Origin of the sequence: Streptomyces sp. NPDC002176 (genome assembly GCF_044903645.1) — a bacterium.
In the GTDB taxonomy this organism is placed as follows: domain Bacteria; phylum Actinomycetota; class Actinomycetes; order Streptomycetales; family Streptomycetaceae; genus Streptomyces.
Genome location: NZ_JBJDQW010000001.1, coordinates 898,647 through 914,150 on the forward strand (window position 1 = coordinate 898,647; position 15,504 = coordinate 914,150).

Annotated in this window: 14 protein-coding genes and 1 pseudogene; 11 read left to right on the plus strand and 4 right to left on the minus strand. The window is 71.6% G+C overall.

The genetic code is table 11. From position 1 onward, the window contains the following. Positions 1–61: 61 nt before the first annotated feature. Positions 62–634: a hypothetical protein gene (locus ACI2LY_RS03910; protein ID WP_404705718.1), complete on the plus strand. Its 573-nt coding sequence runs from the start codon at positions 62–64 to the stop codon at positions 632–634. Here the strand turns inward: ACI2LY_RS03910 and ACI2LY_RS03915 are convergent. Next, positions 603–1,034, minus strand: a complete 432-nt coding sequence (locus ACI2LY_RS03915; protein WP_404705719.1) for a hypothetical protein — start codon at positions 1,032–1,034, stop codon at positions 603–605. The genes ACI2LY_RS03910 and ACI2LY_RS03915 overlap by 32 nt on opposite strands. 177 nt (positions 1,035–1,211) lie before the next feature. Here ACI2LY_RS03915 and ACI2LY_RS03920 point away from each other — a divergent pair, with 177 nt between their 5' ends. From ACI2LY_RS03920 to ACI2LY_RS03945, 6 genes and pseudogenes are all read left to right on the plus strand, one after another. Then, a complete protein-coding gene (locus tag ACI2LY_RS03920) occupies positions 1,212–2,429 on the plus strand; it encodes a sensor histidine kinase (RefSeq protein WP_404705720.1) in 1,218 nt (405 codons plus the stop codon). Beyond that, positions 2,426–3,112 (plus strand): response regulator, encoded by a 687-nt coding sequence (locus tag ACI2LY_RS03925; RefSeq protein WP_404706475.1) that lies wholly within the window; start codon positions 2,426–2,428, stop codon positions 3,110–3,112. Before ACI2LY_RS03920 ends, ACI2LY_RS03925 begins: the two co-directional genes overlap by 4 nt. A 149-nt stretch (positions 3,113–3,261) precedes the next feature. Further along, a pseudogene (locus ACI2LY_RS03930) lies at positions 3,262–3,420 on the plus strand (DUF1345 domain-containing protein); the annotation flags it as partial. 250 nt (positions 3,421–3,670) lie between these two features. Then, positions 3,671–5,209 carry an AMP-binding protein gene (locus ACI2LY_RS03935; RefSeq protein ID WP_404705721.1) on the plus strand — a complete coding sequence of 513 codons (1,539 nt, stop codon included), beginning with the start codon at positions 3,671–3,673 and terminating at the stop codon, positions 5,207–5,209. A gap of 84 nt (positions 5,210–5,293) precedes the next feature. Then, entirely contained in the window at positions 5,294–5,749 is a 456-nt protein-coding gene (locus tag ACI2LY_RS03940; RefSeq protein ID WP_404705722.1) for a MarR family winged helix-turn-helix transcriptional regulator, read from the plus strand. Positions 5,750–5,817: 68 nt separating this feature from the next. Next, the gene (locus tag ACI2LY_RS03945) at positions 5,818–7,164 is read left to right on the plus strand and encodes an MFS transporter (RefSeq protein ID WP_404706476.1); all 1,347 of its coding nucleotides are present in this window, start codon (positions 5,818–5,820) and stop codon (positions 7,162–7,164) included. Here ACI2LY_RS03945 and ACI2LY_RS03950 read toward each other — a convergent pair. From ACI2LY_RS03950 to ACI2LY_RS03960, 3 genes are read right to left on the minus strand one after another with little or no spacing between them, the layout of a single operon-like run. Further along, the gene (locus ACI2LY_RS03950) at positions 7,161–9,377 is read right to left on the minus strand and encodes a SpoIIE family protein phosphatase (RefSeq protein ID WP_404705723.1); all 2,217 of its coding nucleotides are present in this window, start codon (positions 9,375–9,377) and stop codon (positions 7,161–7,163) included. The genes ACI2LY_RS03945 and ACI2LY_RS03950 overlap by 4 nt on opposite strands. Then, on the minus strand, positions 9,374–9,769 hold the full coding sequence (locus ACI2LY_RS03955) for an STAS domain-containing protein (protein ID WP_404705724.1): 396 nt from the start codon (positions 9,767–9,769) through the stop codon (positions 9,374–9,376). Before ACI2LY_RS03955 ends, ACI2LY_RS03950 begins: the two co-directional genes overlap by 4 nt. Positions 9,770–9,810: 41 nt before the next feature. Beyond that, entirely contained in the window at positions 9,811–11,019 is a 1,209-nt protein-coding gene (locus ACI2LY_RS03960) for a phosphatidylserine/phosphatidylglycerophosphate/cardiolipin synthase family protein (protein WP_404705725.1), read from the minus strand. A 226-nt stretch (positions 11,020–11,245) separates the two neighbouring features. On the opposite strand from ACI2LY_RS03960, the gene ltnD reads away from it, so the two are divergent. The 4 genes from ltnD (at position 11,246) to ACI2LY_RS03980 (ending at position 15,487) form a co-directional block, all read left to right on the plus strand. After that, on the plus strand, positions 11,246–12,175 hold the full coding sequence (gene ltnD / locus ACI2LY_RS03965) for an L-threonate dehydrogenase (RefSeq protein ID WP_404705726.1): 930 nt from the start codon (positions 11,246–11,248) through the stop codon (positions 12,173–12,175). A gap of 1 nt (position 12,176) precedes the next feature. Next, on the plus strand, positions 12,177–13,454 hold the full coding sequence (gene otnK, locus ACI2LY_RS03970) for a 3-oxo-tetronate kinase (RefSeq protein ID WP_404705727.1): 1,278 nt from the start codon (positions 12,177–12,179) through the stop codon (positions 13,452–13,454). Further along, positions 13,451–14,113 (plus strand): aldolase, encoded by a 663-nt coding sequence (locus ACI2LY_RS03975; protein ID WP_404705728.1) that lies wholly within the window; start codon positions 13,451–13,453, stop codon positions 14,111–14,113. The genes otnK and ACI2LY_RS03975 overlap by 4 nt, the downstream gene beginning before the upstream one ends. A gap of 69 nt (positions 14,114–14,182) precedes the next feature. Then, the gene (locus ACI2LY_RS03980; protein ID WP_404705729.1) at positions 14,183–15,487 is read left to right on the plus strand and encodes an MFS transporter; all 1,305 of its coding nucleotides are present in this window, start codon (positions 14,183–14,185) and stop codon (positions 15,485–15,487) included. The last annotated feature ends 17 nt before the right edge of the window (positions 15,488–15,504 follow it).

A 15,504-nucleotide genomic window follows, 5' to 3' on the forward strand; every position in this document is an offset into this window, starting at 1 on the left:
CCCCGACCGTCAAGAAGAAATTGACGCGCGGTGTCGTGGATCTCTGCCCTACGGTTCCGCCATGAGCAACTCCTCCGCGTCCGCCATCCTCACGACGGCCGACCTCTCCGAAGCGATCGGCGCGGTACGCACCCTGCTGACCTGGGCGGACGCCAGCCAGATGGACGTCGACTTCGAGGCGGTGATCCGGTCGCCGGACACCCTGGCGCGCGTACGCCACGTACTGCCCGACATGGTGTGGTGGGCGAAGGCCGGTGAGGAGCACGGTTCGTCGGAGAACGGTGACGACCCCGCGGGCTGCCTGCCCATCCAGGTCTTCGACTGGTCCCGCCCGCTGGACCGCGCCGAACCCTTCATCGAGGCGCTCGGGCCGGACTCCGCGGCCGCCATCCGCTGGGACCTGGACTCCTGGCTCGCGGTACCCGAGGCGGGCCTGGCGGAGATCAGCCAGAAGTACGCCTACCTCACCCTGAGCGTGCACTCCCTGGACCTCTACCAGGAGGAACCCTCCCCGGACCACACGGTCCACGTACACGTCCGGGACCGGGACGGCGACCATGTCGACCGCGTCCACTGGCTCGCCGGGCAGGTGGGGGGCCGGTTCACGGGGCGGGTGCAGGGGGCGCCCCTGTAGTCCCCGGGCACCTCGGCCGACGCCGCTTCCGGCGCGCGGGGACGGCCAGTGCGGTACACAGGGCCGCGAGGGGGAGTTCCGCGCACACGGCCATGGCCACGGCGAGGGCCAGCTCCGGGCCGGGTGCGGAGGTGGCCACGTCGACGCAGGCATCGGCGAGGAGGAGTACGGCCGCGGCGGCGGCGGGGGCGCGGTGGCGGGGGTCGTGGCGCAGCAGGCGGCTCCCGGCGGTGAGCAGCGCGGCGGCCTCCACCGCGTCGAGCGCCACCCAGGCGGCGGCCTCGGCGGGCGGCAGGGTGGCGGCCAGATAGCCGAGCCAGGGCAGCAGGGCGAGACCGGCGGCCAGGAGTACGCGGCCGTGGGTGGCACCGCTCGTGGGGGCATGGGAGATGAGGGCCATGTCGGGAGTCCACTTCCAGGATCGGGAACCCGACCGTCGGGCTCGTGATCAACCCTCCGGTTTCCGCTCCCCGGAATCAGTAACGTCGCTGTCCGTCCTGGGGTGGCACTGGCTACACCCCCGTCACGGATGGCAGGTGCATGGATGAACGCCGTTGCCGGGACCTACCGTTGGCCCATGAAGATCCCGCCCCGGCCGCGGCGAGCGCTGACGCGCCTGACGCGTGACATCTCCTTCCTCGCCCTGGGGGCACCGCTTCACCTCCTCATGGGGTTCCTGCTCTTCCTGGACTTCGGCCTCGTCTGGGAGTGCGTCGAGGGAGGGGACGCGAGTGCGCCGGTCATGCTCGGGGGCGCGCTGGTGGTGACGGTGTGCTGCGTACCGGCGCTGACCGTGGCGCAGCTCTGGCGTTTCCGGCGGTTCCTCGGGCTCGGCATACCCCGGCCGGGATCGCGGCGGCCAGGGCGTCAGTTCGGCTACCACTTCCTGGCCGGGGCGCTGTTGGGCGGACTCGAAGCGCTGGTGGTGGGGCTCCTGGTGGCCGGGGCGGCCGCGGCACTGACCCCGGTGTGGGTCTACGCGCTGCCGTGGCGGTGGCGGATCGAACACCTCGGCCTCTCCACTCAGGCCGCGTACCTCTGCGCGGCGGGCCTGGTCGCCCTGGCCACGGTTCCCCCCTCGGCCGCCGCCCTCGTACGCCTGGAGAGCCATGTCGGCCCCTCCTGGCTGGGGCGAGGCAGGGAAGAGGACCTGGCGCGACGGGTGGAGGACCTCACCGAGAGCCGGGCCGGGGTGGTGGACGCCGCGGACGCGGAACGGCGGCGCATCGAACGGGACTTGCACGACGGCGCGCAGCAACGCCTCGTCTCCCTCGCGCTGAACCTGGGTCTGGCCAAGGCCACGCTGGTGGATCTGCCGCCGGAGGCGCGCGAGGTCATCGACACCGCACACCGGGAGGCGAAGGAGGCGATCGAGGAACTGAGCAGTCTGGTACGCGGGCTGCACCCCGCAGTCCTGGACGAACTCGGCCTGGACGCCGCCCTGTCGGGCCTCGCGGCCCGCGCCCCGCTGCCCGTACGGCTGCGGGTGGACCTGCCACGGCGGCCCGCACCGGCGGTGGAGGCGGTCGCCTACTTCGTCGTCTCCGAGGCGCTGACGAACGTCGCCAAGCACGCGCGGGAGGCGACCCGTTCGGAGGTGACGCTCACCCTGCTGGGCGGGATACTGAGGGTGGTGGTCACGGACGACGGCCTGGGCGGTGCCGACCCCGCCGACGGGACCGGTCTCACCGGTCTCGCCCAGCGTGTGCGGTCCGTCGACGGAACATTCCGGATGAGCAGTCCCGTGGGGGGACCGACCCTGATGAGTGTGGAGCTGCCGTGCCCGGCACGATGAACGAGGAGCCGACGGTGCGACGCGCGGTGATCGCCGAGGACTCCGTCCTGTTGCGGATGGGCCTGGTCAAGATCGTGGAGATGGCGGGCTTCGAAGTGGCCGCCGAGGTGGGCGACGGCCCGGGGCTGCTGGCCGCGGTGACGGAGCACCGCCCCGACCTCGCCCTGGTGGACGTCCGTATGCCGCCCGGCTTCTCGGACGAGGGAGTACGCGCCGCGCTGACCATCCGCCGCACCCACCCCTCGACGGCCCTGCTCCTGCTCTCCCAGTACGTCGAGGAGCGCTACGCCACCGACCTGCTCGCCGCCAACACCAGCGGCGTGGGCTACCTCCTCAAGCAACGGGTGGCCGATGTCGAGGAGTTCATCGAGGCCCTCCGCCGAGTGGCGAACGGCGGCACCGCCCTGGACCCCCAGGTGGTGGCCCAACTCCTCGTCCGCCGCACCGACACCCCCCTGTCCCGCCTCACCCCCCGCGAACACGAAGTCCTCGCCCTCATGGCCGAAGGCCGCTCCAACGCGGGCATCGCCATCCAACTCGTCGTCAGCGAAAGCGCCGTCGCCAAACACATCAACAACATCCTGATGAAACTGGACCTCCCCCGAGCCGACGCCGACCACCGCCGGGTACTCGCGGTGCTGCAGTTCCTCGGGGTGGATGGTCGGCGGTCCGACGGGGGATGAAGCTCAGGGGTGGGACTCGGCCACGTGGCCCTTTGCCCGAGGGGGACGCCGGTGCGTGCCGGGATCAGGGTCTTCCGTTCGGCCGCCGAACTGCCATGCGTGGACCTCGATCTCCGCGTACCGGTACGGCCCGAGGACCGCGCGTGCCGCTGTACTTCGCCCTGTCGGTCATGACGACCTTCGGCGCGACCGACGTGAGCGTGACCTCGCGGCAGATGCGGCGCACCGTGTCGGCCAACGCGGTCATCGCGTTCGTCTTCAACACCGTGACGGTGGCGAGCCTGGTCTCCGCGCTGGGAGCGGGCTGAACGCCCCGCGCCGGACCACTGTCGTCCCTGGTCAAGAGGGGTGTGCGGAGTCGACATTGGCCGATTGACCTAGCCGAATCGGCCGATTGTCGACGTTCGCGGCCGTGAAGTTGGCGCTGTCCAGGTGGGCGTCCTAGAGTCGACTTGGTTGGTCTAGGCAACCTTTATTCGGGAACTTTCCCGTCCCCCCACAGAACAACAGCAACAACCGGCCGGTGCGCGGTGCGCGCCCGCCCCAGGAGGACCCCCCATGCTCGACGTCGCCGCCCCACGCTTCCGCAACCCGGTGGAGGACATCCTCGACGCCCTGCGGGAGGACCCCGCCCGCGAGGCCCTGGTGCACGGCGAACACCGTGTGAGCGCGGGGGAGTTCCGCGATCTGGTGCACCGGATGGCATGGGCCCTGCAGGCCCAGGGGATCGAGCGCGGCCAGACCGTCACCCTGCTCAGCGGCAACCTGCCCGAGGCGATAGCCGTGCGGTACGCCGCCAATCTGATCGGCGCTCAGGTCAACCACCTGTACAGCAAGCTCTCCGCCGACGTACAGGCCGCCATCGTCGCCGACGTGGAGACGCGGGCCCTGCTGGTCGACCCCCGGCTGACCGACCGGGCCGCGGAGATCACCGCGTCCGTGCCGGTCAAGTCGGTGCTGACGCTGGGCCCTTGCGACAGCGCCGAGGATCTGCTGACGCTGGCCGCCGCCCAGCCCGCCGTACCGTTCCCGAGCCGGGCGGAGCCGGACGACATCTGCGGCATCCGCCACACCGGCGGCACCACCGGCCACCCCAAGGGCATCTGCACCACCTTCCGCCAGGTGCAGGAGACGCGCGCCGCCCGGCCGGTCACCGGTGAAGAGACCGGCGCGCAGCGCCAGTTGGTCGCCACGACCATCGCCCACGCGGCCGGGATGCTCGCCGACGCGGTGCTGGAGACGGGCGGCACGGTGGTCCTGCTGGACGACTTCGAGCCGGGCCAGGTGCTGCGCACCATCGAGCTGGAGCGCATCACCCACCTGTGGCTGCTGCCGCCGCTGCTCTACCAGCTCCTCGACCACCCCGACCTGGCGCACACCGACACCTCCGGCCTGCGCCAGGTCCTCTACGGCGGCTGCCAGTCCTCCCCCGCCCGCATCGCCGACGCCGTACGCCGCCTCGGCCCGGTGCTGATGCAGGGGTACGGGCAGAACGAGGGCGGCCTCATCAGCGTGCTGCCCCCGAAGGACCACGACCCGGACAACCCCGCGCTCCTGCGCACCGCCGGGAAGATCCTGCCGAGCGTCGACGTGGAGATCCGGGACCCGGACGGCAACGTCCTCCCGAACGGCGAACACGGCGAGATCTGCGTCCGCTCCGCCATGGTCATGCAGGGCTACTGGAAGCAGCCGCGGCTCACCGCCGAGGTGCTCCAGGACGGCTGGCTGCACACCGGCGACGTCGGCTTCCGCGACGACGCGGGCTATCTGACCGTGGTGGACCGCCTCAAGGACATGATCGTCGTGGTCGGCGGCCATGTGTACACCACCGAGCTGGAGGACCTCCTCAACAGCCACCCGGACGTCCTCCAGAGCGCGGTCTTCGGCGTCCGCGACGAGGACCGCATGGAGCGCGTCCACGCCGCCGTGCTCCTCTCCCCCGGCGCCACCACGTCCGCCGACGACCTCCGCGCGCTGGTACGCGCCGAGCGCGGCGCCATGTACGAGCCGACCCGCATCACCTTCCCCGCCGCCCTCCCCCTCACGGACGTCGGCAAGCCCGACAAGAAGGAACTCCGCCGTCGCGCGACGGTCTGAGCCACCCGGCGGGCCGCTTTCCGGAGCGGCCCGCCGAGGTCTCGATATTTGCGCAGCCTGGACTGCGCAAGTTAGCCTGTAAATATGATCGAGACCCCTGACACCACCGGTGTGTCCGAATCCGCCGTGCGTGCGGCGCACGAGTTCCGGGTGGTGTTCAGCCGATTGCGGCGGCGAATGCGGGAGAGTTACGACCCCGGTGATCTGACGCCGTCGCAGACGTCCGTGCTCAGCAGGCTCGACAAGGACGGCGAGGCGTCGGTCAGCGAGCTGGCCGCCGCCGAGCGGGTACGGCACCAGTCGGTGGCCGTGACCGTGTCCGTACTGGAGGGGCGCGGGCTCGTGGCCCGGCGGCAGGACCCCTCCGACGGGCGGCGCCAGCTGGTGTTCGTCACCGACAGCGGGCACGCCTTCCTGGAGGACCGCCGACGGGCCGGGGAGGGCTGGCTCACCCGAGCGCTGGAGGGCCAGTGCACGGAGGCCGAGCGGCAGACCCTGCTGGAGGCGGCGGCCATACTGGACCGGGTCGTCCGCTCGTGACCCTGCGCCAGCTGCTCCCCGGCAGGACGAGGAAGAGCGACGGCTTCGACCGGCGGCTGCTCGCCCCGATGATGCTGGGGTCCGTACTCAACCCGGTCAACTCCTCCGTCCTCTCGGTCTCCCTGGTGCCGATCGGCGCCGCGTTCGGCGCGCCGCCCGCGCAGACCGCGTGGCTCGTCTCGGCCCTGTATCTGGCCACGTCCATCGGCCAGCCCGTCGTGGGACGCCTGATCGACCTCTTCGGGCCGCGCCGGCTGTTCCTGGTGGGGACCGCGCTGACCGGTGTCGCGGGCGTCGTGGGCATGCTCGCCCCGAGTCTCGGCGTGCTGATCGCCGCGCGGGTGCTCCTCGGCTTCGGCACCTGTTCCGGCTATCCGGCCGCCATGTACCTGATCCGCAGCGAGGCCCGGCGCACCGGGCGGGAGAGCCCGACGGGCGTGCTCACCGCGCTCGCCGTCACCACCCAGACCGTCGCCGTCATCGGCCCGAGCCTCGGCGGACTGCTGATCGGGGTCGGCGGCTGGCGCGCCACCCTCGCCGTCAACATCCCGCTGGCCCTCGTCGGCCTGTACCTCGGCGCCCGCCGCCTCCCCGCGACCCCACCGGCCCCGCGTACCGAGGACCGGCACCCCCTCGCCGCCCTGGACCTGCCCGGCATGGGCCTGTTCGCCACCGCCCTGATCTGCCTGCTGCTCTTCCTCATGGAACCCGGCGCCGCCCACTGGTACCTGCCCCTGCTGACCCTCCTCGCGGCGGCCGCCTTCACCTGGCGGGAACTGAGGACCCCGCAGCCCTTCATCGACCTGCGCGTCCTCGGCGGCAACCTCCCGCTGCTGGCCACCTACGCCCGCGCGCTGCTCGCGTACATCGTCAGCTACGCCTTCCTGTACGGGTACACCCAGTGGCTGGAAGAGGGACGGGGGCTGTCGGCCTCGCAGGCCGGGCTGGTCCAACTCCCGCTGTTCGCCACCGCGTTGGTCGTCTCGACGCTCACCGGGCATCGGCAGGCCATCCGGGGCAAGCTGCTGGTGGGCTCGGTCGGCCAGCTCGCCGCGTGCGCGCTGCTGCTGACCCTGACCGACGCGAGCCCGGTGTGGATACTGCTGGCCGTCGTCCTCGTCCTCGGTGTCCCGCAGGGCCTGAACGGCCTGGCCCTGCAGAACTCCGTCTTCCACCAGGCCGACCCCGAGCGCATGGGCTCCTCCGCCGGACTGCTGCGCACCTTCGGCTACCTCGGCGCGATCGTCGCCGCCGCCGCGAGCGGTGCCCTCTTCGGCCAGCGCGCCGACACCGGCGGACTGCACCATCTCTCCTGGCTGATGCTCGCCGTCAGCGCCCTCTTCCTCGCCGTGACGCTCGCCGACCGGTCCTTGCGCGGCCTGGGCACCCCGCGCGACGAGGCCACATCCCGCTAGGACTCCAGGGGCCCCGTCGCGGTGAGGACGAGGACGGCCTGGTCGTCGTCGATGTCGTGGCCGCCGGTGAAGACGTGCACGGCGTCGGTGAGCGTGTCGATGAGGTGCCGTGCGGCAGGCGGACGCGGGGACCCGGCCAGGGCCTGGGCGACGCGCTGCTCGCCGAACTGCTCGCCGTCCGGGGCGCGGGCCTCGGTGAGACCGTCGGTGTAGAGCAACAGGCTCTCCCGCGGCCGCAGTCGGAGCCGACGGGCACTGACCTGCGGGTCGGGGGCGACGCCCAGGAGGAGTCCGGACGCCTCGACGGTGTGGACGGCGTGGTCCGAGTCGAGGACGAGCGGCGCGGTGTGCCCGGCCCGGATCAGCTCGATGTCCAGACCCTCCGGGGTCGGGGTGAACTGCCCGTAGACGAGCGTGACGAAGCCGGTGCCGTGGCTGCCGGGGCGGTCGCACAGGGCACGGTTGACGGCCTCGACGACGGCCTGCGGGCCGGGCAGCAGCGGGGCGACGGCTCGGGCGGTGTGCCGGACCAGGGCGGTGGTGGTCGCGGCGGTCGCGCCGCGGCCGCACACGTCGCCGAGCATGAACGCCCACCGGCCGTCCCGCAGCGGGAAGACGTCGTAGAAGTCGCCGCCGATGTCGAGGCCCTCACCGGCGGGGTGGTAGTACGTCGCCACGTCGGCGCCGGGCACCTCGGGTACGCCGGGCAGCAGCAGCCCGGCCTGGAGGTCGCGGGCCAGGGTGACCCGGTGGGTGTACTGGCGGGCGTTGCGCGCGGCGGCGGAGGCCCGCCGGGCGAGTTCCTCGGCCAGCGCGACGGTGTGCCCGTCGAAGGTGTGGTCGCCGACGCTCAGCAGGGTCATGGTGCCGACCGTGCTGCCCCGGTCGAGCAGCGGCACGCACAGATAGCCGGTGACGCCCAGGTCGTGCCAGGGGCCCGGACCGGTGGGCGTACGGCGGGCGACCTCGCTCACCCCGGAGGCCAGCACGCGGGCCACGGCGTCGTCGACGGCGTCGTAGACCGGGATGTGGGACGCCAGCAGAGCGCGCTGTTCGGCGCCCGGTGCCGCCGTGGCGACACGGCGTACGCGGCCCGCCTCCACGATGTCGACCGCGCTCAGCGGTGCGAGGGCCGGGCTGCACGCGTCGGCCAGGCGCTGGAGCGTCTGGGTGGCGTCCAGGTCGTGGGCGAGGGAGGTGCTGGCGTCCAACAGGAAGGCGAGGTCGGCGCGGGCGGCCTTCTCGCGGGCCTCTGCGGCCTGGCGGGCCTGCTCGGCCTGGTGGCGTTCGATGGCCAGGGCGGCCGTGCCCGCGAAGATCCGGGCGAGCGCGAGATCGTAGTCCTGGGGCGAGCGGGGCGTGCGGTGGTACATGGCGAAGGTGCCGAGCAGCGATCCGTCGCGGGCCAGCACCGGGGTGGACCAGCAGGCGGCGAGCCCGGCCTTCTCGGCCAGGTCCCGGAAGTCGTCCCAGTACTCGTGCGTGGCGATGTCGGAGACGATCACGCTCTGCCGACGGTGGGCGGCGGTACCGCAGGAGCCGACGCCGTCACCGGCGGCGATGCCGTCGATGGCCTGGTTGTAGAAGTCGGGCAGGCTGGGGGCGGCGCCGTGGCGCAGGTGGCGGCCGTCGGCGTCGGCGAGCAGTACGGAGACCAGCACCTCCTCGGGCGCCAGCTCCTCGATGACCCGGGCCATGCCGTGCAGCACGTCGGTCAGCGGGGCCTGCCGGGCGATCTGCTCCAGCAGGGCCGCCTGCTCGGCCGTGAGCCGCTGGGCCTGCCTGACCTGGGTGGTCTCGACGCCGATCACGCGTACGCCGGTCACATTGCCACCGGCGTCGAGCCGGGGCTCGTAGGTGAAGTCGAAGAACGCCTCACGGGCGTCGGCGCCGGAGCCGAGCAGCACCCGCCGGTCCCGGCCGGTGACGGGGCGCCCGGTGCGGTAGACCCGGTCCAGCAGGGTGATCAGACCCTGCTCGACGAGTTCCGGCAGCAGTTCGCCGAGCGGCAGGCCGGTGCGGGCCCGCTCCGTGCCGCCGATCGCGGCGAAGAACGCCGGGTTCGCCGACTCCAGCATGTGCGCCGGACCGGCGAGGGAGGCGAACACGGCCGTCGAGTGCCCGAACAGCGCGCGCAGATCGTCGTCCAGCCCGCCCGAGGCACTCCCCGGCCGTCCGGGCTTGGGCTGGTTCAGCCCTGGTACGAGCGTCATGCGCTCCGCTCCTCATTCTGTTGAACCGCCGCGACGACGCCACGCGTGTCCGAGCCTGCGGCAAGCGCCTCAGCAGCGTCCATGTGCACGGAGAACAGCTGGTCCAAACCTGTCAGGGTGAACAGACGTGACACCGAGGCGGGTACGGCCGCCAGCCGGAGCGCCCGCTGCTGTGCCGAGAGTTGCTGGTAGAGACGGAGCAGCGCGCTGATCCCGGAGGAGTCGCAGAAGGTCAGGGCGGCGCAGTCGACGACGACCGGCAACGCCCCCTTAGATGTGGACAGTTCTTCGTCGGCAGCCTCGTGCAGTTGCACCACGCTGTCGAAGTCCAGCTCTCCGAACAACACGAACAGCACGCCCAGCGCGTGCTGTCTGACATCCACCGAGAACACCCTCAGCTGCCTCCCTTTCGGCTACCGCCGTCCGCCCTTCGTCACAGGAAGCGTCTCACGGGCGTGACCGCGGCCTCCTTCAGCCTTTGGAACGCCGCTCTCCGCCGCCATCTGGCGAGGTCGATGGCGACGCTGTGCTCCAGGTCGGCGTCGTAGTCGCGGTCGAGGGACGCGGTGAACCGCTCGTCCAGCACGGCGAGCATGACCTCCTCGTCGTGGTCCATGGAACGGCGGTTGAAGTTGGTGGACCCGATCAGGGCCGCCACCGAATCCACGGTGATGATCTTGGCGTGCATCATCGTCGGCTGGTACTGGCGGATGTCGACGCCCGCGCGCAGCAGCTTGGTGTAGTGGTGCTGTCCGGCGAGCTGGCAGGCCCGCTGGTCGGTGTACGGGCCGGGCAGCAGGATCTCCACCTTCACGCCCCGCTCGGCGGTGCGGCACAGCAGGTCGATGAAGTAGTCGTCGGGGGCGAAGTAGGCCGTGGCGAGGCGGAAGCGCTCCTCGGCGGAGGTGAGCATGACCCGGATGAGGGTCTGCATGTCCTGCCAGCCGATGCTGGCCGAGCCGCGCACGACCTGGACGACGGAGTCGCCGATCTGCTGGTGCTCGGTGAAGCGGTCGCGGTCGTCGAAGAGTTCGTCGTGGCACTCGGCCCAGTTCTGGGCGAAGGCGGCGGCTATCCCGTCCACCGCGGGACCGCGCACCTGGACGTGGGTGTCGCGCCACTCGCCGGGGTTGCGGGCGTCGCCGCACCACTCCTCCGCGATGCCGACGCCGCCGGTGAAGGCGGTGTCCTCGTCCACGATCAGCGCCTTGCGGTGGCAGCGGTGGTTCTGCTTGAACGGCGAGAGCCAGACGGGCTTGCGGAACCACGCCACCTGGACCCCGGCGGTGTCCATGAGGTCCAGCAGCGCGGGCTCGATCTGCTTGGCGCCGAAGCCGTCGAGCAGCAGCCGTACCCGCACCCCGTCCCGCGCGCGGTCGGCGAGGGCGGCGGCGAAGTCGCGGGCGATCTGACCGCGCCAGTACACGAAGGTCATCATGTCGATCGTGTGCCGGGCCGAGGCGATGGCCTCCAGCATCGCGGGGAAGATGGCGCTGCCGTTGCGCAGCGGGATCAGCTCGTTCCCCTCGGTCGCGGCCACCCCGATCAGCCGCTCCAGGCGTCGGCGCAGACGCTGCTTACGGGCGTCCGCGTCAGTTGCGCCGCCGGGCGCGAGAGCTACCGGTCTGCCGTCGAGGCTCACAGCGAATCTCCAGTGGTGCCGTTGCGCGAATGGGATCGGGACGGCCGGAAGACCCCCGAGGAAGCTCTTGCCCGGCACTCGGCCCATCATCCCGCGACCGTGAACCACCCCACATGTGACCGGCATCACAGTGCGTCGACCGCTGTCGTCAGGTCATCATATGACCCGACCGTCGGCGAAGGGGCCTGGCAGTGAAGGGCGTCCGGGCGGCCACTGCGAGACAAGGATGTTGCGCGTGAACGACCAGGAAAGGTCCGCCGCCCCACCCCGTGTGGGTGTGGTGGGACTCGGGGCCATGGGACTCGGGATGGCACGGAGCCTGCGGAACGCGGGGTACGACGTCGGGGTCCACGACCTGCGGCCCGACGTGGCCGCCGACTTCGCCAAGGAGGGCGGTACCGCCTTCGCCACGGCCGGTGAACTCGCCGCCACTGTTGATGTCCTGGTCGGCGTGGTCGTCAACTCGGCCCAGATCGAGCAGGTGTTGTTCGGTGCGGATGGTGCCGCCGAACGGCTGCGTCCGGGGGCCGTGTTCGTGATGTGCTCCACCGTCGACCCCGCCTGGTCGGACGAACTGGCGGGCCGACTCGATGAGTTGGGCGTGCTCTACCTGGACGCCCCGGTCTCCGGCGGTGCCGTGCGTGCGGCGGCCGGTGAGCTGACCATGATGACGTCCGGCGCCCCGGAGGCGTACGCGCTCGCCGGGCCGGTGCTGGACGCGATGAGCGCGACCGTCCACCGGCTCGGCGACAGCGCCGGGCTCGGCTCCAAGGTCAAGGTCGTCAACCAGCTGCTCGCGGGCGTCCACATCGCCGCGGCCGCCGAGGCGATGGCGCTGGGCATCAGGGCGGGCGTCCCGGCCGACACCCTGTACGAGGTCATCACGCACAGCGCGGGCAACTCGTGGATGTTCGAGAACCGTATGGCGCATGTGCTGGCCGGTGACTACACGCCCCTGTCCGCCGTCGACATCTTCGTCAAGGACCTGGGGATCGTGCTCGACTCCGCCCGCCCGGAGCGTTTTCCGCTGCCGCTGGCCGCCACCGCCCACCAGATGTTCCTCCAGGCCGCGGCCTCGGGGCTGGGCGGCGAGGACGACAGCGCGGTGATCAAGATCTTCCCCGGGATCGACCTGCCGAAGCCGGAGGATGGCTGACATGGGAATCCGGCTCGGCGCCATCGCCGACGACTTCACCGGCGCCACGGACCTGGCGAACAACCTGGTGCGCGCGGGCATGCGCGTGGTCCAGCTCATCGACGTCCCCGAGGAAGGCGGCCCAGACATCGCGGGGGACGTGGACGCGGTCGTCATCGCGCTCAAGTCCCGTACCGTGCCGGTCGCGGAGGCCGTGGACGCCTCGTTGCGCGCCCTGGCGTGGCTGCGGGGCGCGGGTGCCGAGCAGATCTACTTCAAGTACTGCTCGACCTTCGACTCCACCCCGGCCGGGAACATCGGGCCGGTCGCCGAGGCCCTGATGGACGCGCTGGGCACCGGCTTCACGGTGGCCACCCCGGCCTTCCCGGACAACGGGCGCACCGTCTTCAAGGGTCATCTCTTCGTGGGTGACGTGCTGTTGAGCGAGAGCGGCATGCGGGACCACCCGCTGACGCCGATGACCGTCTCCAACCTGGTCACCGTGCTGGGCGCGCAGACCACGCGTCCCGTCGGTCTCATCGACCACACGGTGCTCGCGGCGGGCGTGGACGCGGTGCGGGCCCGCATCGACGAACTCCGCTCCGAGGGCGTCGCGTTCGCCATCGCCGACGCCGTCTCCAACGACGATCTGGTGCGCCTGGGCGAGGCCGTGCGGGAGCTGCCGCTGGTGACCGCCGGTTCGGGCCTGGCCATCGGGCTGCCCGCGAACTGGGGGCTCCAACCGTCCACGGCAGCGGCTCAGTTGCCGCCCGCGGGTGGCCGCCAGGCCATCGTCTCCGGGTCGGTGTCCGTGGCCACCAACGGCCAGGTCCGGGAGTTCGTGGACAGCGGGCGGCCCGCGTTCAGCGTGGACCCCCTGCGTATCGCGGCCGGTGCGGACGTGGCCGGGGAGGCGCTGGCCTTCGCCGACGCCCACCTGGCCGACGGACCCGTGCTGATCTACTCCACCGAGGCGCCCGACGCGGTGCGCGGGGTACAGAGCAGGCTCGGTGCCGCCGAGGCCGGTGAGCTGGTGGAACGGACCCTGGCCGAGGTGGCGCGGGGGCTCGTGGCGCGCGGGGTGCGGCAGCTCGTCGTCGCCGGGGGCGAGACCTCGGGCGCGGTCGTCCAGGCGCTCGGTGTCACCGGGCTCCGGATCGGCCCGCAGATCGACCCCGGCGTGCCCTGGTGCGCGGCGACGCTGCCCGACGGGTCGCCGCTCCATCTGACCCTGAAGTCAGGCAACTTCGGCGCCCCCGACTTCTTCTCCGCCGCCTTCGCCCTGCTGGAGACGTCATGACAGACGCGGTGGAGGAGGCCCGGCGCGAGATCGTCCGGGTCGGCACGAGTCTGTTCGCGCGGGGCTATGTCCACGCCAGCGCGGGCAACATCAGCGCCCAGGTGGGCGACTCCCACCTGATCACCCCGACCGACGCCGCCCTGGGCTTCCTGGAGCCCGACCGGCTGGCCCTCGTCGACGCGCGGGGCGAGCAGCTCGCGGGCGACCGCGCCAGTAAGACCCTCACCCTGCACCGGCGGATCTACGCGGCCGACTCCACCGCCCGCTTCATCCTGCACACCCACTCCACGCACCTGGTCGGGCTGACCCTGGCCGGAGTGTGGAGTCAGGACGACGTACTCCCGCCGATCACCCCGTACTACGTGATGAAGGTCGGGCACGTCCCGCTCGTCCCCTACCACCGGCCCGGTGACCCGCGCGTGGCCGAGCTGGTGACCGCCCGCATCGCCGAACGCGCCGCGCGCGGTACGCCGATCCGGGCCGTGCTGCTCGACCGGCTGGGCCCGGTCGTCTGGGGGCCCGACGCGGCCTCCGCCCTGGCCGTCCTCGAAGAACTCGAGGAGACGGCCCGCCTGTGGCTGCTCACCGAGCGCACGCCCGCACCGCTCACAGAACCCGAACTCGCCGAACTGCGTGCCGTGTTCGACGCCCGCTGGTGAACCCCGCTCCTCCTACCCTCTGTCCCCGTCCCGCCCGAGAATCCCCCTGAGCCGCTCAAAGGATTCGCCATGTCGCTCCCCACGGTCGCCACCGAAGTCGACCTCATCCGCGAGAACGCCGTCTTCCGCAAGGTGGTCCGGCGTATCGTCCCCTTCCTCGTCCTCTGCTACATCGTCTCCTACCTCGACCGCGTCAACGTGGGCTTCGCCAAGCTCCAGATGTCGCACGACCTGGGGTTCAGCGAGGCGTCGTACGGCCTCGGCGCCGGGCTGTTCTTCATCGGGTACTTCCTCTTCGAGGTCCCCTCGAACCTGCTGCTCCAGCGGGTCGGCGCCCGCACCTGGATAGCCCGGATCATGATCAGCTGGGGCGTGGTCTCGGCGGCGTTCGTGTTCGTGACGAACGAGACGACGTTCTACGTGCTCCGCTTCCTGCTCGGCGCGGCCGAGGCCGGGTTCTACCCCGGTGTCATCCTGTACTGCACCTACTGGTTCCCGTCCCACCGCCGGGCCCGCGTCATCGCGATGTTCATGTCGGCGATCCCCGTGGCGGGCATCTTCGGCAACCCGCTCTCCGGCTGGATCCTGGACGCCTTCCACGGCACGGGCGGCTGGCAGGGATGGCAGTGGATGTTCGCGCTGGAGGCCCTTCCGGCGCTGGCCGTCGGTGTGGCCACGCTGTTCTACCTGGACAACGGCGTACGGGACGCGAAGTGGCTCAGCGACGAGGAGAAGGACGTCGTGGAGCGGGCGCTCGCCGAGGACGCCGCGCACCGGACCGTGCACGGCAAGGTCTGGGACGGTTTCCGCGACCCCAAGGTGTGGTTGATGAGCCTCATCTACTTCTGCTTCATCATGGGCCAGTACGCGCTGACGTTCTGGATGCCGACCTTCGTGGAGTCCACCGGCATCAAGGGCAACCTGACCATCGGTGTGCTGAGTTCGGTGCCGTTCCTGGCCGCCCTGGTGGCGATGAACCTGTTCGGACGCTCGGCGGACCGGCGCCGGGAACGCCGCTGGCACCTGGTGATCCCGAGCCTCATGGGCGCCGTCGGCTTCACGCTGGCCGCCTCCTGGTCCGGCTCGACCGCGCTGTCCCTCCTTGCCCTGTCCTTCGCGGCGGCCGGTGTCCTGACCTGCGCCCCGCTGTTCTGGTCGCTGCCCACCGCCTTCCTGGGCGGCACGGCGGCCGCGGCCGGGCTCGCCCTGATCAACTCGGTGGGAAACCTGGCCGGTTTCGTCAGTCCGTACATGATCGGCGCGCTCAAGGACAGCACCGGTTCGGCGGCGATACCGATGTACGTGCTGGCGTTCAGCCTCGTCGTGGGCGCCGCCGCCGTACTCACCACCAAGAAGGACGTCGTCAACCGCTGACCGACGCCCCATCGGCG